This is a genomic window from Mycobacterium syngnathidarum (assembly GCF_001942625.1).
Lineage (GTDB): Bacteria > Actinomycetota > Actinomycetes > Mycobacteriales > Mycobacteriaceae > Mycobacterium > Mycobacterium syngnathidarum.
Window position 1 is genome coordinate 147,594 of the sequence record NZ_MLCL01000001.1, and the last position, 26,326, is coordinate 173,919.

Annotated in this window: 30 protein-coding genes and 1 pseudogene; 23 read left to right on the forward strand and 8 right to left on the reverse strand. The window is 66.7% G+C overall.

Annotated features, from left to right (window positions below; all coding sequences use genetic code 11):
• The first annotated feature begins 1 nt into the window (after position 1).
• Genes BKG60_RS00765 through BKG60_RS00780 form a run of 4 tightly spaced genes read left to right on the forward strand, consistent with a single transcriptional unit; the run spans position 2 to position 4,003 of the window.
• Entirely contained in the window at positions 2–589 is a 588-nt protein-coding gene (locus tag BKG60_RS00765) for a DUF4129 domain-containing protein (RefSeq protein ID WP_070943818.1), read from the forward strand.
• Positions 586–1,725 carry a DUF4350 domain-containing protein gene (locus tag BKG60_RS00770; RefSeq protein ID WP_070186398.1) on the forward strand — a complete coding sequence of 380 codons (1,140 nt, stop codon included), beginning with the start codon at positions 586–588 and terminating at the stop codon, positions 1,723–1,725. Before BKG60_RS00765 ends, BKG60_RS00770 begins: the two co-directional genes overlap by 4 nt.
• Positions 1,722–2,681, forward strand: coding sequence for an AAA family ATPase (locus tag BKG60_RS00775; protein WP_070186399.1), 960 nt, complete (start codon positions 1,722–1,724; stop codon positions 2,679–2,681). The genes BKG60_RS00770 and BKG60_RS00775 overlap by 4 nt, the downstream gene beginning before the upstream one ends.
• Positions 2,681–4,003: a DUF58 domain-containing protein gene (locus tag BKG60_RS00780; RefSeq protein WP_070943817.1), complete on the forward strand. Its 1,323-nt coding sequence runs from the start codon at positions 2,681–2,683 to the stop codon at positions 4,001–4,003. Before BKG60_RS00775 ends, BKG60_RS00780 begins: the two co-directional genes overlap by 1 nt.
• 31 nt (positions 4,004–4,034) lie before the next feature.
• On the opposite strand, the gene BKG60_RS00785 is transcribed toward BKG60_RS00780, so the two are convergent.
• The 3 genes from BKG60_RS00785 to BKG60_RS00795 are packed head-to-tail and all read right to left on the reverse strand — an operon-like array spanning position 4,035 to position 5,793.
• The gene (locus BKG60_RS00785; RefSeq protein ID WP_070186401.1) at positions 4,035–4,547 is read right to left on the reverse strand and encodes a YkgB family protein; all 513 of its coding nucleotides are present in this window, start codon (positions 4,545–4,547) and stop codon (positions 4,035–4,037) included.
• A gap of 31 nt (positions 4,548–4,578) precedes the next feature.
• On the reverse strand, positions 4,579–5,226 hold the full coding sequence (locus BKG60_RS00790; RefSeq protein ID WP_070943816.1) for a nitroreductase family protein: 648 nt from the start codon (positions 5,224–5,226) through the stop codon (positions 4,579–4,581).
• Between the two features lie 33 nt (positions 5,227–5,259).
• A complete protein-coding gene (locus BKG60_RS00795) occupies positions 5,260–5,793 on the reverse strand; it encodes a carboxymuconolactone decarboxylase family protein (RefSeq protein WP_070186403.1) in 534 nt (177 codons plus the stop codon).
• 108 nt (positions 5,794–5,901) lie between these two features.
• Between BKG60_RS00795 and BKG60_RS00800 the strand changes: the two genes are divergently transcribed.
• The gene (locus BKG60_RS00800; protein ID WP_070943943.1) at positions 5,902–6,525 is read left to right on the forward strand and encodes a TetR/AcrR family transcriptional regulator; all 624 of its coding nucleotides are present in this window, start codon (positions 5,902–5,904) and stop codon (positions 6,523–6,525) included.
• A 4-nt stretch (positions 6,526–6,529) separates the two neighbouring features.
• Here BKG60_RS00800 and BKG60_RS00805 read toward each other — a convergent pair whose 3' ends face one another.
• A complete protein-coding gene (locus BKG60_RS00805) occupies positions 6,530–7,522 on the reverse strand; it encodes a stage II sporulation protein M (protein ID WP_070943815.1) in 993 nt (330 codons plus the stop codon).
• Positions 7,523–7,554: 32 nt separating this feature from the next.
• On the opposite strand from BKG60_RS00805, the gene BKG60_RS00810 reads away from it, so the two are divergent.
• Genes BKG60_RS00810 through lfrA form a run of 3 tightly spaced genes read left to right on the forward strand, consistent with a single transcriptional unit; the run spans position 7,555 to position 10,572 of the window.
• Positions 7,555–8,388 carry an RDD family protein gene (locus tag BKG60_RS00810; protein ID WP_070943814.1) on the forward strand — a complete coding sequence of 278 codons (834 nt, stop codon included), beginning with the start codon at positions 7,555–7,557 and terminating at the stop codon, positions 8,386–8,388.
• A gap of 52 nt (positions 8,389–8,440) precedes the next feature.
• On the forward strand, positions 8,441–9,016 hold the full coding sequence (locus BKG60_RS00815; protein ID WP_070186406.1) for a TetR/AcrR family transcriptional regulator: 576 nt from the start codon (positions 8,441–8,443) through the stop codon (positions 9,014–9,016).
• A 26-nt stretch (positions 9,017–9,042) separates the two neighbouring features.
• The gene (lfrA, locus tag BKG60_RS00820; protein ID WP_070943813.1) at positions 9,043–10,572 is read left to right on the forward strand and encodes an efflux MFS transporter LfrA; all 1,530 of its coding nucleotides are present in this window, start codon (positions 9,043–9,045) and stop codon (positions 10,570–10,572) included.
• 82 nt (positions 10,573–10,654) lie between these two features.
• Here the strand turns inward: lfrA and BKG60_RS00825 are convergent, their stop codons facing one another.
• Positions 10,655–11,134, reverse strand: a complete 480-nt coding sequence (locus BKG60_RS00825) for an anthrone oxygenase family protein (protein ID WP_070943812.1) — start codon at positions 11,132–11,134, stop codon at positions 10,655–10,657.
• Positions 11,135–11,232: 98 nt separating this feature from the next.
• On the opposite strand from BKG60_RS00825, the gene BKG60_RS00830 reads away from it, so the two are divergent.
• The 4 genes from BKG60_RS00830 (at position 11,233) to BKG60_RS00845 (ending at position 14,512) form a co-directional block, all read left to right on the forward strand.
• The gene (locus tag BKG60_RS00830; protein WP_070943811.1) at positions 11,233–11,985 is read left to right on the forward strand and encodes a methyltransferase domain-containing protein; all 753 of its coding nucleotides are present in this window, start codon (positions 11,233–11,235) and stop codon (positions 11,983–11,985) included.
• Positions 11,986–12,001: 16 nt separating this feature from the next.
• Positions 12,002–12,928 (forward strand): AraC family transcriptional regulator, encoded by a 927-nt coding sequence (locus BKG60_RS00835; protein ID WP_070186410.1) that lies wholly within the window; start codon positions 12,002–12,004, stop codon positions 12,926–12,928.
• A 158-nt stretch (positions 12,929–13,086) separates the two neighbouring features.
• Positions 13,087–13,809 carry a PadR family transcriptional regulator gene (locus BKG60_RS00840; RefSeq protein WP_070186411.1) on the forward strand — a complete coding sequence of 241 codons (723 nt, stop codon included), beginning with the start codon at positions 13,087–13,089 and terminating at the stop codon, positions 13,807–13,809.
• Positions 13,810–13,828: 19 nt separating this feature from the next.
• On the forward strand, positions 13,829–14,512 hold the full coding sequence (locus BKG60_RS00845; RefSeq protein ID WP_070943810.1) for a hypothetical protein: 684 nt from the start codon (positions 13,829–13,831) through the stop codon (positions 14,510–14,512).
• On the opposite strand, the gene glpK is transcribed toward BKG60_RS00845, so the two are convergent.
• Positions 14,509–15,972 carry a glycerol kinase GlpK gene (glpK, locus tag BKG60_RS00850; protein WP_239252124.1) on the reverse strand — a complete coding sequence of 488 codons (1,464 nt, stop codon included), beginning with the start codon at positions 15,970–15,972 and terminating at the stop codon, positions 14,509–14,511. The genes BKG60_RS00845 and glpK overlap by 4 nt on opposite strands.
• A 101-nt stretch (positions 15,973–16,073) precedes the next feature.
• On the opposite strand from glpK, the gene BKG60_RS00855 reads away from it, so the two are divergent.
• Positions 16,074–16,838 carry a class I SAM-dependent methyltransferase gene (locus BKG60_RS00855; RefSeq protein WP_070943808.1) on the forward strand — a complete coding sequence of 255 codons (765 nt, stop codon included), beginning with the start codon at positions 16,074–16,076 and terminating at the stop codon, positions 16,836–16,838.
• A 6-nt stretch (positions 16,839–16,844) separates the two neighbouring features.
• On the opposite strand, the pseudogene BKG60_RS00860 reads toward BKG60_RS00855, so the two are convergent.
• Together BKG60_RS00860 and eccA are read right to left on the reverse strand one after the other, a co-directional pair.
• Positions 16,845–17,759, reverse strand: a pseudogene (locus BKG60_RS00860) (MinD/ParA family ATP-binding protein); the annotation flags it as partial.
• A 129-nt stretch (positions 17,760–17,888) separates the two neighbouring features.
• The gene (eccA, locus tag BKG60_RS00865; protein WP_070943807.1) at positions 17,889–19,697 is read right to left on the reverse strand and encodes a type VII secretion AAA-ATPase EccA; all 1,809 of its coding nucleotides are present in this window, start codon (positions 19,695–19,697) and stop codon (positions 17,889–17,891) included.
• Positions 19,698–19,766: 69 nt separating this feature from the next.
• On the opposite strand from eccA, the gene BKG60_RS00870 reads away from it, so the two are divergent.
• From BKG60_RS00870 to BKG60_RS00915, 10 genes are all read left to right on the forward strand, one after another.
• Positions 19,767–20,084, forward strand: a complete 318-nt coding sequence (locus BKG60_RS00870; protein ID WP_070943806.1) for a hypothetical protein — start codon at positions 19,767–19,769, stop codon at positions 20,082–20,084.
• On the forward strand, positions 20,081–20,434 hold the full coding sequence (locus BKG60_RS00875; protein WP_070943805.1) for a YbaB/EbfC family nucleoid-associated protein: 354 nt from the start codon (positions 20,081–20,083) through the stop codon (positions 20,432–20,434). The genes BKG60_RS00870 and BKG60_RS00875 overlap by 4 nt, the downstream gene beginning before the upstream one ends.
• A 472-nt stretch (positions 20,435–20,906) precedes the next feature.
• Positions 20,907–21,191, forward strand: coding sequence for a hypothetical protein (locus BKG60_RS00880; RefSeq protein WP_070943804.1), 285 nt, complete (start codon positions 20,907–20,909; stop codon positions 21,189–21,191).
• A gap of 141 nt (positions 21,192–21,332) precedes the next feature.
• Complete coding sequence (locus BKG60_RS31810; protein WP_070943803.1) at positions 21,333–22,496, forward strand: hypothetical protein; 1,164 nt, start codon at positions 21,333–21,335, stop codon at positions 22,494–22,496.
• Between the two features lie 22 nt (positions 22,497–22,518).
• Entirely contained in the window at positions 22,519–22,812 is a 294-nt protein-coding gene (locus BKG60_RS00890) for a PE domain-containing protein (RefSeq protein ID WP_070943802.1), read from the forward strand.
• 49 nt (positions 22,813–22,861) lie between these two features.
• Entirely contained in the window at positions 22,862–23,947 is a 1,086-nt protein-coding gene (locus BKG60_RS00895; RefSeq protein ID WP_070943801.1) for a PPE domain-containing protein, read from the forward strand.
• Positions 23,944–24,756, forward strand: coding sequence for an ESX secretion-associated protein EspG (locus BKG60_RS00900; RefSeq protein WP_075908996.1), 813 nt, complete (start codon positions 23,944–23,946; stop codon positions 24,754–24,756). The genes BKG60_RS00895 and BKG60_RS00900 overlap by 4 nt, the downstream gene beginning before the upstream one ends.
• Before the next feature lie 77 nt (positions 24,757–24,833).
• Positions 24,834–25,103, forward strand: a complete 270-nt coding sequence (locus BKG60_RS00905; RefSeq protein ID WP_070943799.1) for a WXG100 family type VII secretion target — start codon at positions 24,834–24,836, stop codon at positions 25,101–25,103.
• A gap of 31 nt (positions 25,104–25,134) precedes the next feature.
• Positions 25,135–25,425: a hypothetical protein gene (locus BKG60_RS00910; protein ID WP_070943798.1), complete on the forward strand. Its 291-nt coding sequence runs from the start codon at positions 25,135–25,137 to the stop codon at positions 25,423–25,425.
• 95 nt (positions 25,426–25,520) lie between these two features.
• Positions 25,521–26,309, forward strand: a complete 789-nt coding sequence (locus BKG60_RS00915) for an ESX secretion-associated protein EspG (protein ID WP_075908997.1) — start codon at positions 25,521–25,523, stop codon at positions 26,307–26,309.
• Positions 26,310–26,326: the final 17 nt, after the last annotated feature.

Here is a 26,326-nt window from a genome sequence, read left to right on the forward strand (position 1 = left end):
GGTGACGAGCATCGACATCGACCGTGACGCCGCGCACGACGCCGCGCAGAACGAATTGGCCAAGCCGATCTACCCTCGGGCTTCACCGACCGATCAGATCGGTGAGTGGCTCAACGACTTGCTGTACCGGATCACGGCCGCCGGCTCCACGATTCCCGGTGGCTGGTTCACCATCTCAGTATTGGTGATCCTGGCCGTGGTGGCCGTGGTGGCCGCGGTGCGGATCGCTCGGCGCACGATGCATACCTCCCGCACCGCGGATCCCGCATTGTTCGGCGACCAGGAACTCAGCGCTGCACAGCATCGTGCGATCGCTGAACGACATGCCGCACAAGGTGATTGGTCCGCCGCGATTCGGCACCGGGTCCGTGCGCTGGCCCGCCACCTTGAGGAGACCGGAGTACTCAACGCGGTTCCGGGTCGCACCGCCACCGAACTCGCCCGCGACGCCGCGACCGCGCTACCTGCTCTGTCGTCCGAACTGCACAGCGCGGCAACCACTTTCAACGACGTCACGTACGGTGAGCAGCCGGGAACCGAATCGGCCTATCGGGCGATCGCGACCCTTGACGAGGTCGTACCCGCATGAGGGGGCACTTCCGCACCGTGCGCTGGGTGCTGCTGGCCTTGGCCGTGGTCGTCGCGGTGGCCGTTGCGACGGTGTACCTGACCGCACCGCGCCCGGGCGGGGCGATGGATCCCGAGTCCACCTCACCGGAGGGGACGCACGCGTTGGTCAGCCTGTTGCGCGACCAGGGTGTCGACGTGATCGTCGCCGACGACGTCGACGAGGTGCAGCGTGCCGCCCGGCCCGACACCCTGCTGGTGGTGGTGCAGACGATGTTTTTGGCCAGCGACAAGACCGTCAGCAGGTTGACTCATCTGCCCGGTGACCTGCTGCTCGTGGCGCCCATCGGACTCACTCGGGAGAAACTGGCCCCGCGACTGCGGGCAGGCACGCCATCGCAATTCGGCGGCGGCGAGCCGGATTGTGAACTGCCCGAGGCAAACCGGGCCGGCAGGACGCAGCTGGGCACCACCGATACCTACGAAGCGGCCGGCGATACCCCGGTGACCCTCTGCTACGGCGGCGCGCTGGCCCGCTACCACGATGGGTCCCGGACCGTCACGGTGGTCGGCACGGGTGATTTCATGACGAACTCGCGCCTGCTCAAAGAGGGCAATGCCGCTCTGGCGATGAATCTGGCCGGCGCCGCGCCGCGGGTGGTCTGGTACGCACCCCAGCATTTCGAGTCCAGCTCAAGCAGTGACGGCACGCTGTCGGATCTGGTTCCGCCGCAGGTCAGGTGGATCGTCCTGCAGCTGTGTCTGGTGGTGGCGTTGCTGGCGGTGGCGCAGTCCCGGCGCCTCGGTCCGCTGGTCGCCGAATCCCTGCCGGTCGTGGTCCGCGCCTCGGAGACTGTCGAGGGCCGTGGGCGGCTGTACCGCTCACGGCGGGCACGTGGCCGGGCCGCCGACGCGCTGCGCACCGCGACGCTGGGCCGACTGCTGCCGAGGCTCGGCTTGAACACGGCGGCGCCGCCGCACGCCGTCGCAGCTGCCGTCGCCGCGCGCTGCGGCACGCCCGCCGGCTCAGCCGGCTCCGGTACGTCTGCCGGCTCGGCCGGCCACATCCTGTTCGGCCCGCCACCGGCGACCGATGCCGAACTCGTCCATCTCGCAAACCAACTCGACGACATCGAAAGGCAGGTCGCCCACTCGTGACTCAGCCCACCTCCGAGAATGCCCGTGAAGCCCTGCTGGCCCTGCGCAACGAGATCGCCAAGGTGGTGGTCGGCCAGGACGCGGTGATCAGCGGCCTGGTGGTGGCGTTGCTGTGCCGCGGGCACGTGTTGTTGGAGGGGGTGCCCGGTGTGGCCAAGACCCTGCTGGTGCGCACGTTGGCCGCGGCCCTGCAGCTGGAGTTCAAGCGGGTGCAGTTCACCCCGGACCTGATGCCCGGCGACGTCACGGGGTCGCTGGTGTACGACGCGCGGACCGCGGAGTTCGAATTCCGCTCCGGGCCGGTGTTCACCAACCTGCTGCTGGCCGACGAGATCAACCGGACGCCACCGAAAACCCAAGCGGCGCTTCTGGAGGCCATGGAGGAACGTCAGGTCAGCGTCGACGGCGCCCCGCGGCCGCTGCCCGACCCGTTCATCGTGGCGGCCACCCAGAACCCGATCGAGTACGAGGGCACCTACCAGTTGCCCGAGGCGCAGCTCGACCGCTTCCTGCTCAAACTCACGGTGCCGCTGCCGCCGCGGGATCAGGAGATCGCGATCCTGGGCCGGCACGCGCACGGCTTCGATCCGCGTGACCTGTCGGCCGTTCAGCCGGTGGCCGGCGCCGCCGAACTGGCGGCCGGTCGCGATGCGGTACGCCAGGTGCTGGCCGGCGACGAGGTGCTGGGCTACATCGTCGACATCGTCGGGGCCACCCGGCATTCCCCGTCGCTGCAGCTCGGTGTGTCACCGCGCGGCGCGACCGCGCTGCTGGGCACATCACGGTCGTGGGCGTGGCTGTCCGGACGCAACTACGTCACCCCCGATGACGTCAAGGCCATGGCGCGGTCCACGCTGCGCCACCGGGTGGCGCTGCGCCCGGAGGCCGAGTTGGAGGGCGCTACCGCCGACGGGGTGCTGGACGGCATCCTGGCCGCCGTTCCGGTGCCGCGCTGATGGTTCTCACCGGCCGCGCTGGTCTGGTGGCACTGATCTGTGTGCTGCCGATCGGGTTGGCCCCCTGGCCGGCAACGGCTTTCGCGGCGCTGGCGGCACTGTTGGCCGCAGCCGTGGCTGCCGATGTGGCGCTGGCCGGCCGGATCGGGGGATTGCAGCTGGCCCGTGGCGGTGATTCGACCGCACGCCTGGGGCAGACCGTCGATGCCGTGCTCACCGTGCACAACACCGGACGGCGGACACTGCGCGGCGCGATTCGCGACGGCTGGCCGCCCAGCGCGACGGCGCAGCCCCGCGCGCATCAGGTGGACATCGGTGCCGGGCAGCAGCTTTCCCTGTCCACCCGGCTGCGCCCGGCCCGCCGCGGCGACCAACGCAGCGAGCTGGTCACGGTGCGTTCGGTCGGCCCGCTGGGCCTGGCCGGCCGTCAACGTTCGCAGCCGCTGCCCGCGCAGATACGTATCCTGCCGCCGTTCCTGTCGCGTAAGCATCTGCCGTCGCGGCTGGCCAGGCTGCGGCAGCTGGACGGGGCGATCCCGGTGCTGATCCGTGGCCAGGGCACTGAATTCGATTCGCTGCGTGAGTATGTCGTCGGCGACGACGTCCGATCGATTGACTGGAGGGCTACCGCGCGGCGTGCCGACGTGGTGGTACGCACCTGGCGCCCGGAACGCGACCGGCGCGTGGTGATCGTGCTCGACACCGGCCGTACCTCGGCCGGCCGGGTCGGGGTGGACCCGACGGCACTGGATCCGGGCGGGTGGCCGCGACTGGACTGGTCGATGGACGCGGCGCTGCTGTTGGCGGCGCTGGCCTCGCGGGCGGGGGACCATGTCGATTTCCTGGCCATCGACCGGGCGGCCCGCGCCGGGGTCTGGGGCGCGTCACGCACCGAGCTGCTGGCCTCGCTCGTCGCGGCGATGGCACCGTTGCAGCCGGCGCTGGTGGAATCCGATGCCACCGCGATGGTTTCGACGTTGTTGCGACGGGTGCGGGGCCGGGCGCTGGTGGTGCTGCTGACCGATCTCAATGCCTCGGCTCTCGATGAGGGGTTGATGACGGTGCTGCCACAACTGTCGGCGCGTCATCAGGTGCTGCTGGCCGCGGTCGCCGATCCGCGGGTGGATCAGTTGGCGGCCGGCCGTTCCGACGCCGCGCAGGTGTATGACGCCGCCGCTGCCGAGCGGGCCCGCAATGACCGCAGGGCGATCGCGTCGCGGCTTCGCGGACACGGCGTCGACGTGGTCGATGCCCGTCCCGAGGATCTGGCGCCGGCCCTGGCCGACCACTATCTGGCGATGAAAGCGGCCGGCAAGCTCTAGGCTTGCCGGGACGCCCTCATCGCTCGATTTCTCACCGTCCGGCGCGTACCGCACGCCGGGATATCGCCTCCATGGTATCTGCCAGGGTGAAGATCGAAACTCCCAGCAGCACAATGTCCTTGATCAGAAACTGCCCGGTCATGGACAACAGCGGGAAGCCTCCGGCCGACCCTTCGCCCACGCCCGGCGTGGTGAGTACGAACGACAACGTAGTCACGAAGAGCACAATCGCCAGCGCGCTCCCCAGCAGGGAAATCCTCGGATACCACGGTTTGACGATCAGCAGGATGGCGGTGGCAATCTCCACGACACCGAGGATGGATGAGAATGTCTGAACACTGAACACGTTGTAGAGCCAACCCATGAAGGGACTGTTGGCGACCAGCGGTTGGATGTTGAGTGCTTCGTACGAACAGAATTTGAAGATTCCGATCCAGCCGATGACGATGGCCAGTCCGTAGCGGGCGACGATGTGTGCGGTCGCCCTGACGATCGGGACGTTGTTCTGGCACAAGGTGGTCAAGGCGTCGGTTTTGGCGGTCATTTCAGATTCCTTTCGGGGGAAGGGGTATGGCTCAGAGGAAGGTGAAGATGCGGTCGGCACCAAGGCGCGATATCGCATTGGAGTACGTCTTCGCCGGGTCCGGGTAGCCCAGCGCCAGCAGTACCGTGGTGGTGTATCCGGATTCGCGGATCTTGAATGCGGTGTCCACGCTGGCCGGATCGAACCCTTCCATCGGCGTCGCGTCGAAGCCGAGTTCGGCGGCCGCCATCATCGTCATACCCAGCGCCAGGTAGGCCTGTTTCTCCATCCAGTGGCTCAGATCCTTGTAGCCGTAGGTGCGTAGGTTGAGGAAGTCGCGGGTCATCGATTCCCACTGCGCCTGCTTTGCCGGGTCGGCGAATCGGCCGTCGGCCTTCTCTTTGGCGAACACTTCCTCCAGGTGGCCGTCGGAGGTGTCGGCCTTGGTGGTGAAGACGATGACGTGCGAAGCGCTGGTGATCTTCTCGCCGTTGTCCTTGAATCGCTCACCGAGATTGTTCGCGAGCAACTCCTTGGCCTCGGACGTGGCCAGTACCAGGTACCGGCTGGCCTGGATGTTCACCGATGACGGCGTAGAGCGCAGGAACTTCAGCAGCTGTTGCAGTGATTCGTCGGGGATGGTCCTGCTGTTGTCGAAGTACCGCGTGAGGTGCTTGCCCATCAGGTTGTCGAGGTTCATGTTTATTCGCTTTCTGCGCACAGGGTTTGGGAGTCAGGCGGCGGCTGTCGGGATGTCGATGACGGTCTGGTTGACGTTGTTGATGTAGTTGGTCAGCAGGGTCTGCACGGTCACGGCCACGATTGCCAGAATCTGGGAGTCGCTGTACCCGGCACCTCGCACGGCGGTCAGGTCGATGTCGGCAACCCGACCGCGGGTCTCGATCAGCCGCTGTGCGAACCGGGCGACGGCGGCACGGTTGGGATCGACCGAGCCGCCGGAGCGAGCCAGAGCGATGTCGTCGCTCGACAGTCCGCCGAGTTCGGCGGACATGTACGAGTGCACGGCCAGGCAGTACTCGCAGCCGTTGGCCTCGGACACGGCCAGCGCGATGGTGTGCCGGGTCTTGGCGTCCAGAACCCGCCCCAGAGCACCCTGCAGCGTGGTGACGATCTCCAGGACCGCGGGATTCGACGCCAGCATCTCGAACATGTTCGGGACGAAGCCGAACTGCTTGCCGACCCTGTCCAGGGTGCTCTGCGCGGCAGCGGTGATGTCTTCGGGGGCGGGAGTGGTCAGGCGTGTCATGGCAGATCAACCTCCAATGGATGTATTTTTTGGGCTGCGCAGCCCACTTCCGAAGTGAACAGCATGCAATAGTGGGCTGTCAAGCCCATTTTTGATATGATCGTGCCCATGAGAGCGGAAACCGCAGCGCAGGAGCCGAAAAAACTCACCAGCAAGGGGCTGGCGACCCGGGCGCGCATCCTCGAGAACGCTGCGGAACTCATCCACGCCAACGGGGTCGCTGCGACCAACAACGAACAACTTCGCCGCATCTCGGGCATCAGCGGCTCACAGCTCAATCACTATTTCCCGACCAAGGAGAGCCTCGTCCTGGCTGTGATCGAATGGCAGGCCGAGCGGGTGATGAATTTCTACGGCAGTGAACAGTTCGCCGGCTTCGACAACATCGACGCACTTCGCGCCTGGGTGGACTATTACGTCGGCCATGAAGGCGCCTATCGGGACGGCTGCACGCTGGGATCCCTCGCAAGCCAAATCATCAAGTCGGACTTGGACGTTCACGATGAGTTGTCCCGCGCGTTCGATCGGTGGCGCGACATCTTCCGTGATGGACTGCAACGCATGCGGGACCTCGGTCGCATCAACGCGGACGCGGACCCCACGCAGCTGGCGGATCTCCTACTGGCCGCGTTCCAGGGCGGAATGCTGCTCACTCAGGCCCGGCGAGACGTCACCCCACTGAAGAACGCCTTGACCGCGGCCATCGACCACGTGGAGTCGTTCGCGAACTAACGGGCTACGCCACGGGGAGCACGTCGGGGGCGTCGTCGAGGTCGCCGGTCTCGCCGGCCCGCACGGCCTTGCGTCCGAAATGGATCACGTAGCCCAGGAAGGCCAGTTCGGCGAGGATGCCGATGCCGATCCGCATCCAGGTCGGCAGCGGCGACGGCGTCACCAATGCCTCGATCAGACCGGACACCAGCAGCACCACGGCCAGTCCGATCGCGGCCGCGACCACTGCCCGGCCCTGTTCGGCCAGCACCTGCCCGCGTGGCCGGTCGCCGGGGGCGATCACCGTCCAGCCGAGCCGCATCCCCACCGCGCCGGCCAGGAACACCGCGGTCAGCTCGAGCAGACCGTGCGGGGTGATCAGGCCGAGGAACAGATCGCCCTTGCCCGCGCTGAACATCAGCCCTGCGTTCACCCCGAGGTTGGCCGCGTTCTGGAACAACACGTAGGGAATGGGTAGTCCGAGCAGGATCGCGAAGGCGATGCACTGCGCAGCCACCCAGGAGTTGTTCACCCAGACCTGCAAGGCAAACGACGCGGCCGGGTGCTCGCTGTAATACGACTCGAAGTCGTGGTTGACCAATTCGTCGATCTCGCTGGGGGTTCCGATGGCGGAATGCACGGCGGGGTTGCCCGATATCCACAACGCCACCGCCACGGCGACGATGAAGAAGGCCACCGCCGAGCCGAGCCACCAGCGCCAGGAACGGTAGGCCACCACGGGGAAGGACACCGTCCAGAAGCGGACGAATTCCCGCCACAGCGGGGCGTGCGCACCGGTCACCGCGGCGCGAGCCCGGGCCACCAGCCCCGACAGGCGCCCGACCAGGACCGAATCCTGGGAGGCCGATCGCACCATGGACAGATGGGTGGAGACCCTTTGATAGAGGTCGACGAGCTCGTCGACCTCGGCGCCGGTCAACCGTCGGCGCCGTTTCACCAACTGCTCCAACCGGTCCCAGGTGGGGCGATGGGCCACGACGAACGCATCGACATCCACCTGGCAAAGCGTAGTGGGTAGCGTGTGTCGGTATGGTTTGGCAACCCGCGCCGGTGGTCACCGGGGACGCCGTCGTCCTCGATGTGGCGATCGCCCAGTTGCCGGTACGCACGCTGGCCGCCCTGATCGACATCGTGGTGATCGCCGTCGGGTACGTGGTCGGGGTGCTGTTGTGGTCGATCACCCTGACCCAGTTCGACGACGCGCTGTCGGCGGCGATCCTGATCATCTTCACGGTGCTGACCCTGGTGGGCTATCCGGTGGTGATGGAGACCGCCACCCGGGGCCGGTCGCTGGGCAAGATGGCGTTGGGCCTGCGGGTGGTGGCCGACGACGGCGGGCCGGAACGATTTCGCCAGGCCCTGTTTCGCGGGCTGGCCGGATTCGTCGAGATCTGGATGCTCACCGGTGGCCCCGCGGTGATCTGCAGCCTGTTGTCGGCCAAGGGCAAGCGGCTCGGCGACATCTTCGCCGGCACCGTGGTGATCAGTGAGCGCGGACCCAAGCTGAAACCGCCGCCGGTCATGCCGCCGGCGCTGGCGTGGTGGGCCGCGTCGCTGGAGTTGTCTGGCCTCGGCCCGGACCGGGCCGAGCTGGCCAGGCAATTCCTGTCGCGGTCGGCGCAGCTCGATCCGCGGATACGCCAGGAGATGGGGCAGCGGATCTTCGGTGAGGTCGTCTCGTGCATCTCACCCCCACCTCCGCCCGGCGCGCCGGCCGAATATGTGTTGGCCGCGGTGTTGGCCGAACGGCACCGTCGCGCGTTGGCCCGGCTGATGCCACACGCCGCCACTGTGGCGTATCCGGCGCCCCACCCGAGCTACTCACCACCACCTCCGAGCAGTGGGTTCACTCCACCCAGCTAGCGTGTGGGACATCACTGTCTCATTTTGGCCCGTCCGTGCTACATTTTGATCCATGACCAGTTCGGCATCGACGCACAGCGGGCCGCGTGAGCGCACCCGCAAGGCGATCCTCGATGCCGCGATGACGGTCCTGGCCGACAATGCAACGGCCTCGCTCAGCGATATCGCGACCGCCGCCGATGTCGGCCGCAGCACCGTGCACCGGTACTACCCGGAGCGCACCGACCTGTTGCGCGCCCTGGCCCGGCACGTCCACGAGCTCAGCAATGCCGAAATCGACCGCGCGGACCCGATGCACGGTCCCGTCGATGCGGCACTGCGCCGGGTGGTGGAAAGCCAGCTCGACCTCGGCCCGATCGTGCTGTTCGTCTACAGCGAGCCGACGATCCTGGCCGACCCCGAGCTGGCTGCCTACCTGGACACCGGCGATGAGGCGATAGTCGAGGTGCTCAACCGAGCCTCGGTCGACAGGCCCGAATACCCCCCAGGATGGGCCCGGCGGGTGTTCTGGGCGCTGCTGCTGGCCGGCTATGAAGCTGCCAAGCAGGACGGCACCCCCCGCCACCAAATCGTCGACGCCATCATGACCAGCCTGACCGCGGGCACCATCCAACTCCCGCGCGGCTGATCCCTCTCTCGCCTGGAGAACCCCAAATGTCTACCTGCCTCGACGGCGGCCCGGCTGTGACGCCGACCCCGAAACGTGCCTGGATGGCGCTCGCGGTCTTGATGCTGCCGGTGCTGCTGATCGCGATCGACAACACCGTGCTGGCGTTCGCGCTGCCGGCGATCGCCGAAGATTTCCGTCCCGCGGCATCCACCCAGCTGTGGATCGTCGACGTCTACTCGCTGGTGCTGGCCGCGCTGCTGGTCGCCATGGGCGGCCTCGGTGACCGGTTCGGACGGCGCCGCCTGCTGCTCATCGGCGCCAGCGGTTTCGCCGTCGTATCGGCCGCCGCGGCTTTCGCTCCCAGCGCGGCCTACCTCGTCGCGGCCCGCGCGGCGCTCGGCGTCTTCGGCGCGATGCTGATGCCCTCGACACTGTCGCTGATCCGCAACATCTTCACCGAGGCGTCGTCACGCCGGCTCGCGATCGCGATCTGGGCCTCGTGCTTCACGGCAGGCTCGACGCTGGGGCCGATCGTCGGCGGCGCACTGCTGCAGCATTTCCATTGGGGCTCAGTGTTCCTCGTGGCGGTGCCGATTCTGTTGCCGCTGCTCGTGTTGGGGCCGCGGCTGGTGCCGGAATCTCGTGACCCGAATCCGGGCCCGCTGGACCTGCTGAGCGTCACGCTCTCGTTCGCCGCGATGCTGCCGTTCGTATGGGCGATCAAGACCGCGGCCCACGACGGGTTCTCGGGCGGCGTCGTGGCGGCGTTCGTGATCGGCATCGTCTCCGGCGTGCTCTTCGTGCGCCGGCAGAACCGCAGTGCCACGCCGATGCTCGACATGGGGCTGTTCTCGTATGCTCCGTTCAGCGCCTCGATCCTGGCGAACTTCCTGTCGATCGTCGGCTTGATCGGGTTCATCTTCTTCATCTCGCAGCATCTGCAGTTGGTGCTCGGCCTGTCGCCGCTGGCGGCGGGTCTGGTGACGCTGCCCGGTGCGGTGGTGTCGATGATCGCCGGTCTGGCGGTGGTCAAGGCCGCCAGGCGGTTTGCCCCGGACAAGCTGATGATCTTCGGCCTGGTGTTCGTCGCGGCCGGATTCGTCTTGATCCTGGCTTTCCGTCACGATTTGTCGGTGGCCGCGGTGATCGCATCGTTCGTGGTGCTCGAGCTCGGTGTCGGCGTCTCGCAGACGGTGTCCAACGACACCATCGTCGCTTCGGTGCCCGCGGCGAAAGCCGGTGCAGCGTCGGCGGTTTCGGAGACCGCGTATGAGTTGGGCGCAGTGGTGGGTACCGCCACGCTGGGTACGATCTTCACGGCGTTCTACCGCAACAACATCCGGGTGCCCGTCGGGTTGACTCCCACGCAGGCCGCCGACGCCGGAGAGAGCATCGGCGGTGCCACCTCGGTGGCCGCGGATCTTCCCGCGGAAATCGGGCAGCACCTGCTGGATTCGGCCCGCACGGCGTTCGACTCCGGCATCGCCCCGACCGCGGTCATCGCGGCGACACTGGCGCTGACGGCGGCCGCGATCGTGGCGGCGGCGTTCCGCAGGCAGGCTCACCGGAGTTGACGCCCGGCGGCCAGTTATGACGCGTGATCGGCAAAATTGCGTGTGAAAACTGGCCATACGGCTTGCGCGGGTTGACCAGCGTTCAACGGTGAACCAGCCCGCCGAGCAACAGCACAGCGCTGATGAACCCCGAAGCGGTGCGCACGTGGTTCCAGGCGGTCCAGTTGGTGAAGTAGGTCTGCCATTCGGCGGCCGCGTCGGCCAGATCGATCTGGTCGAGGTGGTTGTTGAGCGGCACGTTGAACAACATCGTGACGAGTACGCCGAGGACGCCGAAGATCGCGCCGGCTAACAAGAGCCAACTGCCCGGCCGGCCGATCTGGGCGACCGCGGTCACCCCGACGATCAGCGACAGCAGCGCCGAACCGAGCAGGAATAGCAGGAAGGGCGCGTTGGCATTCGCTTCGGCGTTCATGCCGCGCATGGCGGTGACGGCGTCAACCGGACCGGCGCGGTCGAGGCCGCGCATCACGAAGGTGGAGAACGCGTAGACGACTCCACCGGCGGCGGCGCTGCCGATGGCTGCTGCGGCGGCGAGGACGACGACTGGGTTGATGGTCATGGCTTGAGTCAACGACGCTGGGGCGAGACGTTCCATGGTCGAGACTCCCGATCTCATACGTGAGCGTCTCGCCCGGTCACCCCTGCCAGGATGGGCTGATGACGTTCGACGAGTTGGTGACCGAGGCCGACGCGGCCTGCGTGGACGGCTGGGACTTCTCGTGGCTGGACGGCCGAGCCACCGAAGCCCGGCCGTCCTGGGGTTATCAGCGGTTGATGAGCGATCGGTTGGCGACGGTGTCCTCGGCGCTGGACATCCAGACCGGTGGCGGTGAGGTGCTCGCCGGAGCCGCGGTGTTTCCACCGACCATGGCGGCCACCGAGTCCTGGCCGCCCAACCTCGCGCGTGCGACACGGCTGCTGGGGTCACGCGGTGTCGTCGTGGTCGCCGACCCCGACGAGCCTCCGCTGCCCTTTGCCGATGCGGCGTTCGAACTGGTCCTCAGTCGGCACCCGGCCACCGTGTGGTGGGGCGAGATCGCCCGAGTGCTATCCCCCGGCGGCACCTACCTGGCCCAACATGTGGGTCCGGCAAGCGTTTTCGAGCTCACCGAGTTCTTTCTCGGCCCGCAGCCGCAGGCGCGGCGGGCTCGCGACCCCGATGTCGAGTGCGCCGCCGCCCGTGATGCCGGCCTCGACATCGTCGACCTGCGTGCCGAGCGGCTGCGGATGGAGTTCTTCGACATCGGCGCCGTGGTGTATTTCCTGCGCAAGGTGATCTGGATCGTGCCCGGGTTCACCGTCGCGGCCTATCGAGACCAACTCGCCGCGTTGCATCGCCAGATCCAGGCCGACGGCGTGTTCGTCGCGCACTCATCGCGGCACCTGATCGAGGCCCGCAAACCGGGCTGAGCGTTACCCTACGGTCGTGGACGCCCTCGTCGGACTGCTCGACGGCGTACGCGCGCGCGGCGCGTTCGTGTTGCGGCTGCGCATGGATCCACCGTGGTCGCTCGCCATCCGCGACGAGGCACCGCTGGCGCTGATCTGCCAAACCCGTGGTGAAGCCGTCATCGTCGCCGAGCGCAGCGGCACCTTCCGGTTGGGCGAGGGCGACGTAGCACTCACGCGCGGTACCGAAAACTATGTGTTCGCAGACGATCCGGCCACTCCCCCGAGCATCGTCATCAATCCCGGTCAGCGCTGCACCACCCGGTCCGGTGAAGACCTGCATTTCGAGATGTCGCTGGGCCTGCGCAGCTGGGGCAACAGCGCGATCGGATCATCGGAGTCGATCGTCTGCGCCTACGAGGGCCGCAGCGAGGTCAGCGCGCGCCTACTCGATGCCTTGCCCGCCGTGCTGGTGCTGCGCGCCGCCGAGTGGGACACGCCCCTGATCGATGTGCTGTCGATCGAGGCCGGTCGCGACGGCGCCGGGCAGGAGGCCTACCTCGATCGCCTACTCGACCTGCTGCTGATGGGCGTGCTGCGGACATGGTTCGACCGGGACGGCAATGCGCCCGCGTGGTGGCAGGCCGAGCGGGATCCGGTGGTCGGCCCCGCGCTCAAGTTGATCTACAACAATCCGTCCCACCCGTGGACGGTTTCGAATCTGGCGGCAGCAGTGGGCTGTTCGCGCGCGGTGTTCGCGCGGCGGTTCACCGAGCAGGTCGGCGAGCCGCCGATCGCGTTTCTCACCGGGTGGCGCCTGGCGCTGGCGGCCGACCTGTTGCGCGACAGCGGGGCAACGATCGCCGCCGTGGCCCGGCAGGTCGGCTACTCCACACCGTTTGCGTTGAGCAGCGCGTTCAAACGCTCATATGGGATCAGCCCGAATGAGCATCGGGCGGTTTGATCGCGAAAGTGACGCTGCGGTCGCGATTGGCAACGCACAACGACCGCAGCGCCGCTCTAGCGGTGGGCAGACTATCGACAAGCGATAGATTCCGATATATCGTTGACGCATCGGAAACGCGGACAGCGCACCTCTACGACAACGAAGGAATCACCCCGATGACCAACCCATTCAATTCACCAAGCGGCTTCGGTTTCGTACCTCTCGGACGCGAAGAAGCCCGCACGATGTTCCGCCAGGCCCGCGCCGCGCGCCGCGACCTGCGCGAGCAGATGCGCGCACAGGCAGAAGCGGTCCGCGAGCAGAGCATCGACCCCAATTGCCAGACCGGCTTCAACTTCGATCCGCGCGGCGCGCGAGGATTCGGCTTCGGTTTCGGACCGGGACCGCTCGGCGGCCCCATGGGCGGACCGTTCGGCGGCCATCGTGGCCGCGGCGGACGACGCGGGCGACGCGGCGACGTCCGTGCCGCCATCCTGACCCTGCTGGCCGAACGGCCCATGCACGGCTACGAGATGACGCAGGAAATCGCGAGCCGCAGCAACAACCTGTGGAAGCCCAGCCCCGGCTCGGTGTATCCGACGCTGCAATTGCTGGTCGACGAGGGCCTGATCGTCCCGACCGAATCCGAGGGCAGCAAAAAGACGTTCGAGCTGACCGAAGAGGGTCGGCAGGCCGCAGAACAGATCCAGACCCCGCCGTGGGCGCAGATCACCGATGACGCCGATCCCGCCGCGGTCAACCTGCACACCGCCGTCAGCCAGTTGATGGCTGCGGTCGGCCAGTCCGCCTTCGCCGCCGGCGAGGACCAGCAGCAACGCATCCTCGACGTGGTCAACAACGCCCGCCGCGAGATCTACCAGATCCTCGGCGAGGATTAGCAGCCCGTAGGCTGCCCTCGTGAGCAGCCTCGTCACAACCCTCGCGCCGGCCGTCGTTGCAGTGTTGACCGCGGCCGGCGCGGTGATCGGACTCGAATTCCGTGACGCCGACGCCTACGAGCGTCGGCGCGGCATCTGGCAGTGGCTTCTGGTCCTGCTCGCCGCCGCCGCGACGCTGGGCGCCATCGGCTCGGCGTCCGGTGTCGGCAGCTGGGTGGAAGCCACCGTGATGACGGTGGTCGGCGTGGCCGCCGTGGTGCTCGCCCATGTGATGTGGCGCCGACGCGTCCCCGACGCCGAGCCCCGGATCCAGGCCATCGCGACTGCCGCGGCCGCCTGCTCGGTCTTGGTGATCGTCGGGATGACCGCGCTGACCTACACCGGCAACAAGGGCTGCCGTCAGGTCGACCCGCTGGTCCAGGCCAGCCTCGACAGCTGGGGCGCACTCATGCCGACCATGCAGGGCAACCAGGGACCGACAGTGGGCGATTTCGCCGACTGGGCCAAGATCATCCGCGAGCAGGCCGATCAGGTGACCGACGGCGAGGTCGCTCAGCACGCGCACCGAATGGGTGAGCTGGCCGGGCAGATCGCCGAATCCGTCCGCAACAACGACAAGGCCCAGCACGTGTTGCTCGGCAAGCAGTACGAAGACGAACTTCGGCCCATCCTCAAGAAGTGCGAGATCTCAGTGGGTCGCTAGACGTCGACCCAGTTCAACGTGCGCTCAACGGCTTTGCGCCAACCCGCGTAACCGGACTGTCGCGCCTCGTCATCCCACTGCGGGCTCCAGCGTTGCCCTTCCTGCCAGTTGGCCCGTAGGTCGTCGGCGTTCTCCCAGAACCCGACCGCCAAACCGGCGGCATAGGCCGCACCCAGGGCGGTGGTCTCGGCGACGACGGGTTTGACCACATCGACCCCGAGCACGTCGGCCTGGATCTGCATGCACAGCGCATTGGCGGTGATGCCGCCGTCGACCTTCAGAACCTCAAGGTGCACACCGGAATCGGCGTCCATGGCGTCGACCACATCGCGGCTCTGGTAACAGATCGCCTCCAGTGTCGCCCGCGCCAGGTGCGCGTTGGTGTTGTAGCGCGACAGCCCGACGATCGCGCCTCGGGCATCCGAACGCCAGTACGGCGCGAACAGGCCGGAGAACGCCGGGACGAAGTAGACGCCACCGTTGTCGGTCACCTGCCGGGCCAGCGCCTCGCTCTGCGCCGCACCGCTGATGATGCCCAGCTGATCGCGCAGCCACTGCACCGCCGACCCGGTCACCGCAATCGAACCCTCAAGCGCATAAACGGGTTTCGCGTCGCCGAACTGGTAGCAGACCGTGGTCAGCAGCCCGTTGTCCGAGCGCACGATCTTCTCGCCGGTATTGAGAAGCAGAAAATTTCCTGTGCCGTACGTGTTCTTGGCCTCACCTGGCTCCAGACACACCTGACCGACCATGGCGGCCTGTTGATCACCGAGCACCCCCGTCACCGGCACCTGTCCGGCCAGCGGCCCATCGTCGCGGGTGATCCCGAAGGACTCCGGATACGACGACGGTTTGATCTCGGGAAGCATCTGCCGCGGAATCGAGAAGAAGGACAGCAGTTCGTCGTCCCAGTCCAGGGTCTCCAGGTTCATCAACATGGTGCGACTGGCGTTGGTGACGTCGGTGACGTGGCTACCGCCGCGATAGCCGCCGGTGAGGTTCCACGTCACCCAGGAATCGGCGGTGCCGAAGATCGCGTCGCCGTTCTCCGCGTCGCGCCGCACCCCGTCGACGTTCTCCAAGATCCACTGGATCTTGCCGGCCGAGAAATAGGTCGCCGGGGGCAGCCCGGCCTTGCGCCGGATCACGTCGCCCCGCCCGTCACGGTCGAGAGCGGCCGCGATCCGGTCGGTGCGGGTGTCCTGCCAGACGATGGCGTTGTGGTACGGCCGGCCGGTGTGTTTGTTCCACACCAGCGTGGTCTCGCGCTGGTTGGTGATGCCGAGCGCGGCCAGATCCCCGGCCACCAGGTTCGTCCTGTTCAGCGCGGTCATGATCACCGAGGCGGTGCGTTCCCAGATCTCGACCGGATTGTGTTCCACCCAGCCGGCCCTCGGCATGATCTGCTGATGTTCGAGCTGGTGGCGACCCACCTCGGCGCCGTCGTGGTCGAAGATCATGCACCGAGTGCTGGTGGTGCCCTGGTCGATTGCAGCTACGAAGTCGGCCACTGTTCCCCTTTCCCGGGTCGCTGTCGCTCCTGCCCGCCGAAACGTCCATCATGGCTTACATGGCCACCGACTCCACCGATATCGATCGCATGCCCCGTGGCGGGCCGGACGCCTCGTGCCTTGACCGGCTGTTGGAGACCGACCGGCTGGAGTATCTCGACCGCGACGATGTCGATGATTCGACCAAACGACAGGTGATCGGCGCCCTGGACTGGACCGGCCGGTTCTTCAAGAACCATCAGCGGTTCGCGGCGATCGCGCTCGATCTGGTGGCCGATGTGCCCGATCCGCGGATCCTGGAGTTGGGAGCCGGGCACGGCGGAGTGTCGCGCCAACTGCTGGCCGACCATCCGTCCGCGCATGTCACCGTCACCGACCTCGACCCGGAATCGGTGGCCCGGATCGCTGCGGGCGACCTCGGCAGCCATCCCCGGGCCGAGGTCCGCCAGATGGACGCCACCGCGATCGACGCCGCCGACGGCAGTTACGACCTGGTGTTGTTCGCCTTGTCCTTCCATCACCTGCCCCCGGCGCAGGCCGCGCAGGTGTTCGCCGAGGGCACGCGGGTCGCCGACACCCTGCTGATCATCGACCTACCGCGACCGCCGGCGCCACTGCACCTGCTGCGCCTGGCCACGATGTTGCCCGCGGCCCTGGTGCTTCCGTTCGCCCACGACGGCGTCATCAGCTCGCTGCGCAGCTACAGCCCGTCGGCATTGCGTGCCCTGGCCCGCCACGCCGATCCGTCGATCGAAGTCACCCTGCGCAACGGGCTGAGCCTGCCGCAGATCGTGATCGCCAGGCGCGCAAGGTGAATCGGGTCAGGCGCGCTTTTTGACCTGCGGCGCCACCGAGAACAGGTCGGCCACGCTGGAAGCCAGCTCCAGGAAGGCCTGGCGGGTCGGGCCACTGAGGAAACCGAGGTCCACCTCGGCACCTTCGGCCAGGTGATCGTCGAACGGGATCACGTGCAGGGCGCGCACCCTTGGCAGGAAATGGCTCGACAACTGCCCCATGTCGAGACCGAGCGCACCCGGTCGTGAGGCGCTGACCACCACCACCGCCTTGGGCACCAGGTGTGAATAGCCATTGCGCTCAAGCCAATCCAATGTGGCGAGGGCACTGCGTGCCGAATCGATGGCAGGCGAGGCCACGATCACGATGGCGTCCGCGGCGTCGAGCACTCCCGCCATCGCCGAGTGCACCAGCCCGGTGCCGCAGTCGGTCAGAATGATGTTGTAGAAGCGCTGCAACACGCTCAGCACTCCGCGATAGTCGTACTCCGAGAAGGCTTCCGAGGTGGCCGGGTCGCGCTCGGACGCCAAAATCTCCAACCGGCTCGTGCTTTGCGAGGTGTGGCGCCGAATGTCGGAGTATCGCGAGATTCCGTCGTCGAGAAGCACGTCCCGCACCGTGGACTCGCATTCATTGGGTCCGCGCTGGGCGAGGGTGCCGAAATCGGGGTTGGCGTCCACGGCGATCACCCGATCGCCGCGGGTCGCCGCCAGGGTGGCCCCCAGCCCGACCGTGGTGGTGGTCTTGCCCACCCCACCCTTCTGGGACAGCAGGGCGATGTTGAACGGCCCGCCGACCACCGGCTGGTTGACCCGGTCGATGAGTGACTTCCGGCTGGCTTCCTGCTCGGATACTCCCGGGTTGATGCCGGTGGCCCGGTACACGGCCTTACGCCAACCCGACTTCGGGGTGGGTGCCGCACGGATCAGGCCGAGGTCGCCATTGCTCACCACCACCGAGGGTCGTTGGCCGGCGGCGCTTTCCGGCGTGATGGATGTGAACGGGGTCTGCTCCGGCGGGCCGAGCGTGAGCCGCTCGTCATCGCGGTCGTTCATGGCTACTTCCCTCCGTCAGCTCGATGCCGTCATGCCGAGTACCTGTTTGAGCGCCGCCTGCATATCGGGCAATTCGATCCGCATCAACTGCGCCTCGTCCAGCTCCGACAGGTTCGTACCGTGGACCTCGCTGAGCCGGTATTCGCGTTCCTCTTCGGCCGCCTCGATCACGTTGCGCACGAAGCGGCCGTTGCCGGCCAGATCGATCCCGGGGCGCAGCTGCCCCGATTGGTCGAGGGCCTCGCTCTGGCACAGCGCGACACACGAACTGACCAGCTCGTCGTAGGCGGCCTCCGAAAGTTCCGAGTCCCTGGTGCGGGCGACCAGCTTTCCGATGTCTCCGAGTTCATGAGGACCGTACGAGCCGAACCGGATTCGCTTGGTGAACCGTGACGCCAGACCGTCGTTGGAAGCCAGGAAGCGATCGATCTCGGCGTCATAACCGGCGATGATCACGACCAGGCGGTCACGGTCGTTCTCCATCCGGGCCAGCAGGGTGTCGACCGCTTCCCGGCCGAAGGCGTCGCCGCCGGACAGCCCGGTCTGGATCAATGTGTAGGCCTCGTCGATGAACAGCACCCCGTCCATCGCCGAGTCGATCAGCGCGGTCGTCTTGATCGCGGTGCTGCCGAGATGCTGGCCGACGAAGTCGTGCCGTTTGGCCTCCACGATGTTCGGCGTGCGCAGCAATCCCAGCCCGCAGTACGTCTGCGCCACCACCCGGGCGATCGTGGTCTTGCCGGTTCCGGGCGGTCCGGTGAATGCCAGGTGCAGGCTGCGCGCTGCGGAACTGAGACCCTTGTCACCACGGACCTTTGCCAGCATCGCCGCCGATTTCAGTTTGGCGACTTGAAGTTTGACCTCCGACAAGCCGATCTGCCGGTCCAGTTCCTCTTGCGCTGCCCGCAGGTATTCGTTGCCACGCTCTGACAGGTCCTCGGCCATCAGGTCTTCCGCGGACGGCACGCTGGCCGGGTCCCAGCGCTCGGAGCGCGAGTCGACGATCTCTTTCGACGTGATCACCAGGCGGTACTTCGGATCGGCCAGGGCCGCTGCGTTCGCCTCGAATCCGGGATCCTCGCTGTAGATCCGTTCGAAGATCACCCGGGCGTCCTGCTCTTCGCCCATCTCCCGCAGGGTCAGCCCTTTGCAGAACTCCGCTGCCCGTCGCGCTCCGGGGACCGGACCTTCGATTGCCCGGTCGAGCCGGCGGATGCCCTCCCCGAACAGGCCCATCTGCGCGCAGGCCGATCCGACCATCAGATCGGCGCCTGCGCCGATGTAGCTGTCGGTGAACGATCCCGACTTGCTCAGCGCGCTGAGGACGTCCGGCCAGCGCTGGGTGGTGAAGTGCAGTACGCCGCGAATGTAGGCCCGGATCTCACCGGTGTCGCCGTCGTGCGCCGTCGTGACCTGTTCCAGCTTGTCGAGCACCTGCTCAGCCTCGTCGAAATCTTTGGCGCCAATCATGCTGGCCGCGTAGGCAAGCCACATCTCGGTCTTGGTACTCAACGGATAGTCGAGGTACAGCCCGGTCTGGAAGCGCCCGCTCAGCGCTCGTTGCGGTAGGCCGAGTCGGCGCTGCTCGCGGAACAACGAGAGTGTGCTGGTTCGGTACAGGTGGTAGACGACCTCGGGGCTGGTGTCGCCGGTGGCTGCGCGGCCGAGCCACGCGTCGCACATATCCGGGTCGTATTCTGTGGCCCGCCGGAACGCCAGCGCGGCGTACGGCAGGTCGCGCTCAGTCTCCAGCCCGTCGATGGGAATGCCGAGCGACAGCACTCCGGCATCGAAAACCCGCTGCGCATCGGTGGATCCACTCATCGGAGGTGACACATCTCCTCACTACACGGTCAGCCGCGATTCGCCCGCGAGTGTACTAAGTTGAGCAGAATGGCACAGCCGGTGCAGTCAGCTGGCGGAACGATTTCGGTGCGCACCACCGAACGCGGTCTGCCCGTCGCGCTCCGCCTCGACCCCGTCGAGTTGCAGAAGCCGCCTGCGCAGTTGGCCGACGAGATCGTGGCACTGTGCCGGTTGTCGGCGGCCCGCGCTCAGGTCGAGCGCAGGCGTGAGCTGGTCGAAAAGGGTTACAGCGCTTCGGTGATCGATCCGCTGAAGCTGGCGACCGAAGACGAGTTGGCCCGCGCAGAGGACGAGGTACTCGGCGACGAGGACGGTCTTCCGACGACCTGGGGCAGGTCGGTATGAGCGGTCTTGCCGACTCGCTGATCGGCCGCATCCGCAAGCAGCGTGATCTCGTGCAGGCCATGGATGAGCACTGCCAATCGATTTCGGCGCGCGTCACCAGTCGTGACGGCAACGTCAGTGCCGAGGTCGACGGCTTGGGTGCGATGACCGGGCTGTGGCTCGGACCCGCTGCGCACAAGTTGGGTGCCGACGCACTGGCCAAACTGATCGTCGAAACCGCCGGTGCCGCCGCGCAGGTGGCCACTTCCCGCCAGCAGTTTCTGTCCCAGGAGTTCGCGCAGCGGATGCAGGAGCTCCAGCAGGCGCCGCTGACACGTTGGGATGGCAGCACTTTCGAACCGGGGGGTTAGCGGCTCGTTGCCACCACGATAGCCGGCCGAAGTTCGCTCATTCGAGACCACGCCGGGTTCCCCCCTGCCAGCCCACCATGGACGGCACTAATTGACGTTCGCTGCCGATATTCGAAACCGGTTACGGCACATGGCGTTTCTCAAGGTCGATCGGATACGAGTGCGGATCCGTTGCCGGCACACCACATTCCACTCGCGCCCCATCGCCGACCGCGCGGGCAAACAGGGCCGCCTCCGCCACTGTGACCAACGGGCCGGGCCTGGCCTGCGCGGTACCACTGCCAGGCACCCAACGCTCCCGCCGGAATCACCGCGACCAGCAATTCTCTCAGTTCTTCTAATTACCAAAACGAACGATTCACGCACCGTTATTCGGCCCGAAATACAAATAGCTGCAAGCGGTTCGCGCCGCTATAGTTTATTGGTCTCGTGCCCACACAGCTCCGCTTCCAGCTGGAAAGGTATTAGCACGATGAGCGACATTTTCGCCGCCCAACCTTCGGGCATGGCCGCCTTTTCCGCTGCCAACGAAGCGGCCGGAGCCGCGATCACCACCGCCGGTTCGGCCGACTCCGCGGCCATGCTGATGTCAGCGGCGGCTGCGCTCGGTCCCATCGGAGCGGTCTATCTGGCGGCATTCGGACCAGCTCAGGCTCATAATCTGGCCGGCACGCTGCTGGTGGGCGGGATACATGCCGCTACCGGCGTCGCCACCGAAGGCGCCCGGTCCGCCGTCCTGTCGAACGACAACGCCTAGGCCCGACGCCATATGCCCACAGTGTTGCCTCCCCAGCCGGTAACCCCGGTTGGCCAGCTAGCTCAACACGTTCCCGGCTACGACGCCACACCGGTTATCGCTGCTCAAGAACTGAACCTGCAAGACTTTCTGAATTTGCCAGTGCGGCAGATTCTCGAGCGCCTGGGTTTGCCGCCAATTGCAGATCAAAAGCCGGCAGAAGAACCGCCACCCGAAGGCCAGCCCGAACAGCAGCCGCCCGCCAATCCCATGGACCCGAGCGCACTGATCAGCCCCGTCACCGACGCACTCAGCACGTTGGGCAGCGGCATGTTCGAAGGGGTCGATCCGACGACGGTGCTACCGGCCATCTCCAAGATGCTCCAGTCGACCGGTGGCTCCATGTCGAAGTCGGTCAGTTCAGTGGGCGATGCCTGGCAGGGGGCGTCCGGCACGGCCGCTGCAGCCAAGACCACGTCCGCGATCACCGATGGGGCCGAGGTCAGCGCCCAATCCGATGCCCTCGGCAGCAGCCTGACCGCGGCCGCCGCCAACGTCGGCCAGGCCAGGGTCAGGCTCATCGAGATCATCACCGAATTCGCCGCGACGATCGCGGCCATCGGGCCCATGATCATCTTTCCGTGGGGCTGGGCAGCGGCAATCGCCGCGGCCAACAAGGCAATTGCCACCACGGCCGAGGTGATGACCGAACTGCAGGCTTCGTTGGCGACACAGGCCGCCCAGGTCACCGCGGCCGGTGCGCCGGTCGGCATCACCGCCGCACCTGAGGGTGCCTCGTCACTGGCCGGGCTGGCCTCGCTGATGCCGATGGCGATGAAAGGTGCCGAGGCAGGCGTTCAGGCGGGGACCGGCGCAGCGTCGGCGGCCAGTCAGGCCGCCGCGAATCCCGCGATCGACCCGATGGAACCGGACGCTGCCGAAGCCGCCGACGCCGAGGGCGGCCCCGCGATCGGGGGAGCAGGAATGGGCGTCGGCGGTGCCGGCGGAGGGATCGGCGGCGCAGCAGTGCCTCGCTCGCTACCGATGTCATCCATGCTGCAAGCGGAAAGTACCAGTGCCCCAGCGCAATCAGCTGCACCGCGGATGAGTGGTGCAGGGCCGGGCATGATGGGAGGCGCACCCATGGGGGCGATGGGCGCCGGCCAGGGCGCGAATGCCTCATCGAGCAACAACCACACATCGGCATCGTTCCTGCACACCACCGACCAAGGCAGCGAGATCGTCGGCGATCTCGGCACTGCGGCGCCCCCGGTCCTCGGGGAGGCCGACCCGTATCAGACCCCGGACGTCGAACTCCGGATCTAGCCAGCCCGTTAGGAGAACCGTCATGGCCGACAACCCCGGTATGTCCATTCAGCCCGCCGAGGTCCAGGAGATCAGCAATCAGCTCGACGAGCTCGCCAACCGCGTCCAGCGGGTGATGACCGACGAGGCACCCAACCTCACCGTGACACCGTCGGCCCGCGACGAGGTCTCGCAACGAATTGCCCAGACCCTCAACGAGGTCCACGCTTCGTTCGGTACCTCCGCCGATCAGGGAATGACCGAGATTCACGAAGTGGCAGCCACGCTGCGCGGCCACTCGTCCAACATCGCCGCTTCCGAGGACTTCGCCGGCTGATCATCCACACGACCATCTGATTTCTGTCGACGAGGGGAGGTTTCCGGGCGTGGGGTTCACCGACGTTGCGTGGGAGTCGCGCAGCACCGAGCAGCTTGCTCGCGACCTCACCGAGGGACCCGGCCCGGCGTCGGTCGGCGGAGCCGGTGCGGCCTGGATCCGCGTGGCCAACGAATTGGCAAACATCTCCGTCGATTTCGACAAACTGGTGGCACGCCTGCGGACTGCCTGGGACAGCCAGGCCTCCGACGCTGCGGCACGGCGCCTGGAGGAGTTCGGTCGGTGGCTACAGGCAATCAGCCTCAGCGCCGCGGGCAACGGTCAACGCGCCGAGGAAGCCGCAGTCGCCAACACCGTGGCGGTTCTGGCGATGCCCAGTGTGTCAGAGGCCGTCGAGGCGAAGACCGCCCAGGACATGATGGCCTCGCTGGCCGCGTACAACGGGGCCGTGCTGACCGGGTCGTTCGCCGAGTTCGACGCGGCCGCCACCGCTGACCAGGCCAACGCGGCGGCCGTCATGCAACAGTACGAGGAGGCGGCTGCTCCCCTGGCCCAGCCGTGGGAACAACCCCTACCCCCGCAGGTGTCAAAAGGCAATGCGCTCAAGGCCGAACAGGGTGGCGAAGGCGGCGCCGGCGGGGGCGGTGGATCCGCCGGGGGTGCTGCAGCGGTGCCTCCACCACCCCTTGCCCCGATGTTGGCCCCCGGCATCAAGTCCAGCGCTGATCCAAAGGCTCTGCAGAAGACCGGATTCGCCGGGTCAGGTGGAGCCGCGGGAGCGGGCGGGATGCATGGGGCGCCCTATGCGCCGATGGGTGCCATGGGGCGCGGTGATCAGCAACGCGAGTACGAATCGGTGCAACCCGCGGCGACCTTGGACGGTGCGGGCGAGCCGGGGGCGGGAGTTTCCGACGCCGGACAATCCTGGCTTCCAGCCGCGCAGCAGAACGACGCACCGTTCATGGTGTCGAATGTCAGTTGGGGTCCTGACACCGCGGTGTTCGACGAGTTCACCGCCCCCGAGGCACCCGCAGGCGAGGGCTTCGCCGATGAACCGGAGCGCACGCTCGAAGCGGTGGACAACGGTTGGGTCACTCCCCCGGTGATCGGTGTCGACCGGGGGCTCAACATATGACGGCCTCGCTCGCTCCGCAGTTCGCCGTCACCGATGACGAACTGCACGTTCTGGCAGCGCGTCTCGGTGTCCAGGCCCTGCCGGTGGTGCTGAACCTGCGGTCACGCCACCCCACACAGACGGCACGGGCCGAGGCCATGGGCGAGGCCTCCCGGAGCCTGACCGAGCGCGGCCTGCTGTCGGCCGGCGAAGTCGGAACGGAACTCGCCGCAGTGGTGCAGTCACTGCAACGGCCCGACCGCGAGCTCGCAATGCGCCTGGTGACCCCCGATGGCCTGGCTCGCGTCGCGGTGGTTCGGTATGGAGCGCAATGCGTCTCGGCTTGTCGAGTCCGTGACGAGATCACCCTGGACCTGATCGACGACGGCGCGAGCCTGTCCAGTGCCGGTAGTTCATTGCTCCGGCGGCTCCCGGCATCCACTCCCGCCGATTTCTCTCCGGTCGGTGCCCCGCTCACCGAGGCCGCCCAGGCCCTGTCGGACACGCATGATTGCACCGCGTTGTCCGACCAGGTCCGGGCGCTGGGAGCCGACACGCGCTCCGCGATGACGTTGGGAGCGGCGCTCGCGTCGCGCTTGGCGTTCGCCGAGATCGTCTACCAAGCGCTTGACGACGACCTCGACCGGATCTCGCGCACGCCCGGGGCGGTCGGGATTTTCTACACCAAGCGTGGACGGATCGTGGCCGCACCGAGCGCCTCGCCCACTGGCCAGTTGTGGACCACCCTGAAGCCGGGGTCGGACCACACGATCAAGCAGGCCATCGGCCAGCTTGTCGAGCTGTCCGGCTACAGATGGGGGGACTGCTAGATCCGCTCCGTGTTCACCAGCGAGTTCTCAACAGACCTCCGGCAATTCGTGCCGGGTATGACAAAGAGAGGTAAAGCATGACGCTCCATCTGACGCCTGCGGAAGCTCAGAGCAAGATCGAAAACATCGACAAACAGATGATGGATGTCCGGCGGCTGGCTTCCCAGATCCTCGACCAGACCGAGGCCATGACGGCCAGCTCGTGGACGGGCGGCAAAGCCGCCAAGTTCCGCGGAATCATGACCCAGCACCACGAGGACTTCAACTACGTCATCAACAACCTGCAGCAGATCGTCGACAAGGGCAAGTCTGACATCAACGCGCTTGTCACCCACGACGCCGACTAGCAGCTGCCCGGACACAGGAAAGGTTTGATCAATGGATACAGACAGCATTCGGTACCAGTACGGAGCCAACTACGCATCCCTGGACGACATCCAGGGAGCGACCAACAACGCGCACGCGATGCGGGAGGAAGTCAGCCAGGTATTCGCCGCGCTGCAGGGCGTGTATGAGGGCGACGCAGCAGCAACCCTGCATCAGAAGCAGACTCAGATCCTGCAGCAGATGGATGCGATCCTCAACGAGATCACCCAGACCCGGTCCGGTGGCAATCAGTCGCAGGAAGACGCGGCGGCACTCGACAGGCACCTGGCCGGCGGCTTTTAGCGCGGCACTCCGTCAGCGGGCTCGGTTGGCGGCATCTCGCCACCGAGCCCGCTTGCACATCCCGTTCGCGGCAGCGAGAGTGAAAGGGGCTCAACGTGATCACCGATGAGGTGGCCCCGCTGCGCCATGGCGTCGAACCGTGGTTCATGAGCGGTCTCGAGTTCCGTTGCGTATGGGAGGCACTCGGCCTCGACCGCTTGCCGTCCCCGCTGTCCTACCGCCATCGCGGACGCACGTACATGTCGGAGGTCGAAGCCGACCGCGCAGCGGCGCTGACACGGCTACGCGAGAGCCTGAACCCGAATCGTGTTCGCATTCTTGAGGCTTTGCGCTACCCGGCTTATATTCTGCAGGGATTCGGCCAGATCGAGTCCGGCGCGGGGCAGCAGATCTATCGTCTGCTCGGATTGATCGGCACGACCGGCTATTGCGCGGTGATCACGCAGGACCCCAGCGAGCAACTCATCTTCGGTGAAGACGTCCAGATCATCGGATGCGTGAACATCGATTTTCCGCAGGTGGTCCTCGAAGCGCTGCCGGCGTACCACCCTGGGACCCATCCTCGTAAGGAGGAGCTGCTCGAGGACCAGACACCGACCTCGGCGCTTCGAGACGCGAAGATCACCGGATCGATTCTGCTCAGCGGATCCGCCGAGTTCACCAGGGATTACCAGCTGCGCGAGGCCACCCACCTGACGCTGATCAACATCGCCGACGACGGTGCTTATGTGGTCAACGAGGGCACCAACTCATTCCAGATCATTCCGGCGACCGTGCCCAATCTGATGCAGGTCTTCAAGAAGATCGAGAAGCGACAGTCAGAGGCCTTGGCAGAGAAGCTGTCTGCCGAGAGAGCGGACCGGGAATTCGATGCCCTACCTTGACACCGTTTCCGTGTACG

Bases quoted from the DNA above. Each gene is read 5' to 3' on its own strand.
- BKG60_RS00770 (WP_070186398.1), top strand. From the start codon at position 586: ATGAGGGGGCACTTCCGCACCGTGCGCTGGGTGCTGCTGGCCTTGGCC.
- BKG60_RS00780 (WP_070943817.1), top strand. From the start codon at position 2,681: ATGGTTCTCACCGGCCGCGCTGGTCTGGTGGCACTGATCTGTGTGCTG.
- BKG60_RS00785 (WP_070186401.1), bottom strand. From the start codon at position 4,547: ATGACCGCCAAAACCGACGCCTTGACCACCTTGTGCCAGAACAACGTC.
- BKG60_RS00790 (WP_070943816.1), bottom strand. From the start codon at position 5,226: ATGAACCTCGACAACCTGATGGGCAAGCACCTCACGCGGTACTTCGAC.
- BKG60_RS00795 (WP_070186403.1), bottom strand. From the start codon at position 5,793: ATGACACGCCTGACCACTCCCGCCCCCGAAGACATCACCGCTGCCGCG.
- BKG60_RS00800 (WP_070943943.1), top strand. From the start codon at position 5,902: ATGAGAGCGGAAACCGCAGCGCAGGAGCCGAAAAAACTCACCAGCAAG.
- BKG60_RS00810 (WP_070943814.1), top strand. From the start codon at position 7,555: ATGGTTTGGCAACCCGCGCCGGTGGTCACCGGGGACGCCGTCGTCCTC.
- BKG60_RS00815 (WP_070186406.1), top strand. From the start codon at position 8,441: ATGACCAGTTCGGCATCGACGCACAGCGGGCCGCGTGAGCGCACCCGC.
- lfrA (WP_070943813.1), top strand. From the start codon at position 9,043: ATGTCTACCTGCCTCGACGGCGGCCCGGCTGTGACGCCGACCCCGAAA.
- BKG60_RS00825 (WP_070943812.1), bottom strand. From the start codon at position 11,134: ATGACCATCAACCCAGTCGTCGTCCTCGCCGCCGCAGCAGCCATCGGC.
- BKG60_RS00830 (WP_070943811.1), top strand. From the start codon at position 11,233: ATGACGTTCGACGAGTTGGTGACCGAGGCCGACGCGGCCTGCGTGGAC.
- BKG60_RS00840 (WP_070186411.1), top strand. From the start codon at position 13,087: ATGACCAACCCATTCAATTCACCAAGCGGCTTCGGTTTCGTACCTCTC.
- glpK (WP_239252124.1), bottom strand. From the start codon at position 15,972: ATGATCTTCGACCACGACGGCGCCGAGGTGGGTCGCCACCAGCTCGAA.
- BKG60_RS00855 (WP_070943808.1), top strand. From the start codon at position 16,074: ATGGCTTACATGGCCACCGACTCCACCGATATCGATCGCATGCCCCGT.
- eccA (WP_070943807.1), bottom strand. From the start codon at position 19,697: ATGAGTGGATCCACCGATGCGCAGCGGGTTTTCGATGCCGGAGTGCTG.
- BKG60_RS00870 (WP_070943806.1), top strand. From the start codon at position 19,767: ATGGCACAGCCGGTGCAGTCAGCTGGCGGAACGATTTCGGTGCGCACC.
- BKG60_RS00875 (WP_070943805.1), top strand. From the start codon at position 20,081: ATGAGCGGTCTTGCCGACTCGCTGATCGGCCGCATCCGCAAGCAGCGT.
- BKG60_RS00880 (WP_070943804.1), top strand. From the start codon at position 20,907: ATGAGCGACATTTTCGCCGCCCAACCTTCGGGCATGGCCGCCTTTTCC.
- BKG60_RS00890 (WP_070943802.1), top strand. From the start codon at position 22,519: ATGGCCGACAACCCCGGTATGTCCATTCAGCCCGCCGAGGTCCAGGAG.
- BKG60_RS00900 (WP_075908996.1), top strand. From the start codon at position 23,944: ATGACGGCCTCGCTCGCTCCGCAGTTCGCCGTCACCGATGACGAACTG.
- BKG60_RS00905 (WP_070943799.1), top strand. From the start codon at position 24,834: ATGACGCTCCATCTGACGCCTGCGGAAGCTCAGAGCAAGATCGAAAAC.
- BKG60_RS00910 (WP_070943798.1), top strand. From the start codon at position 25,135: ATGGATACAGACAGCATTCGGTACCAGTACGGAGCCAACTACGCATCC.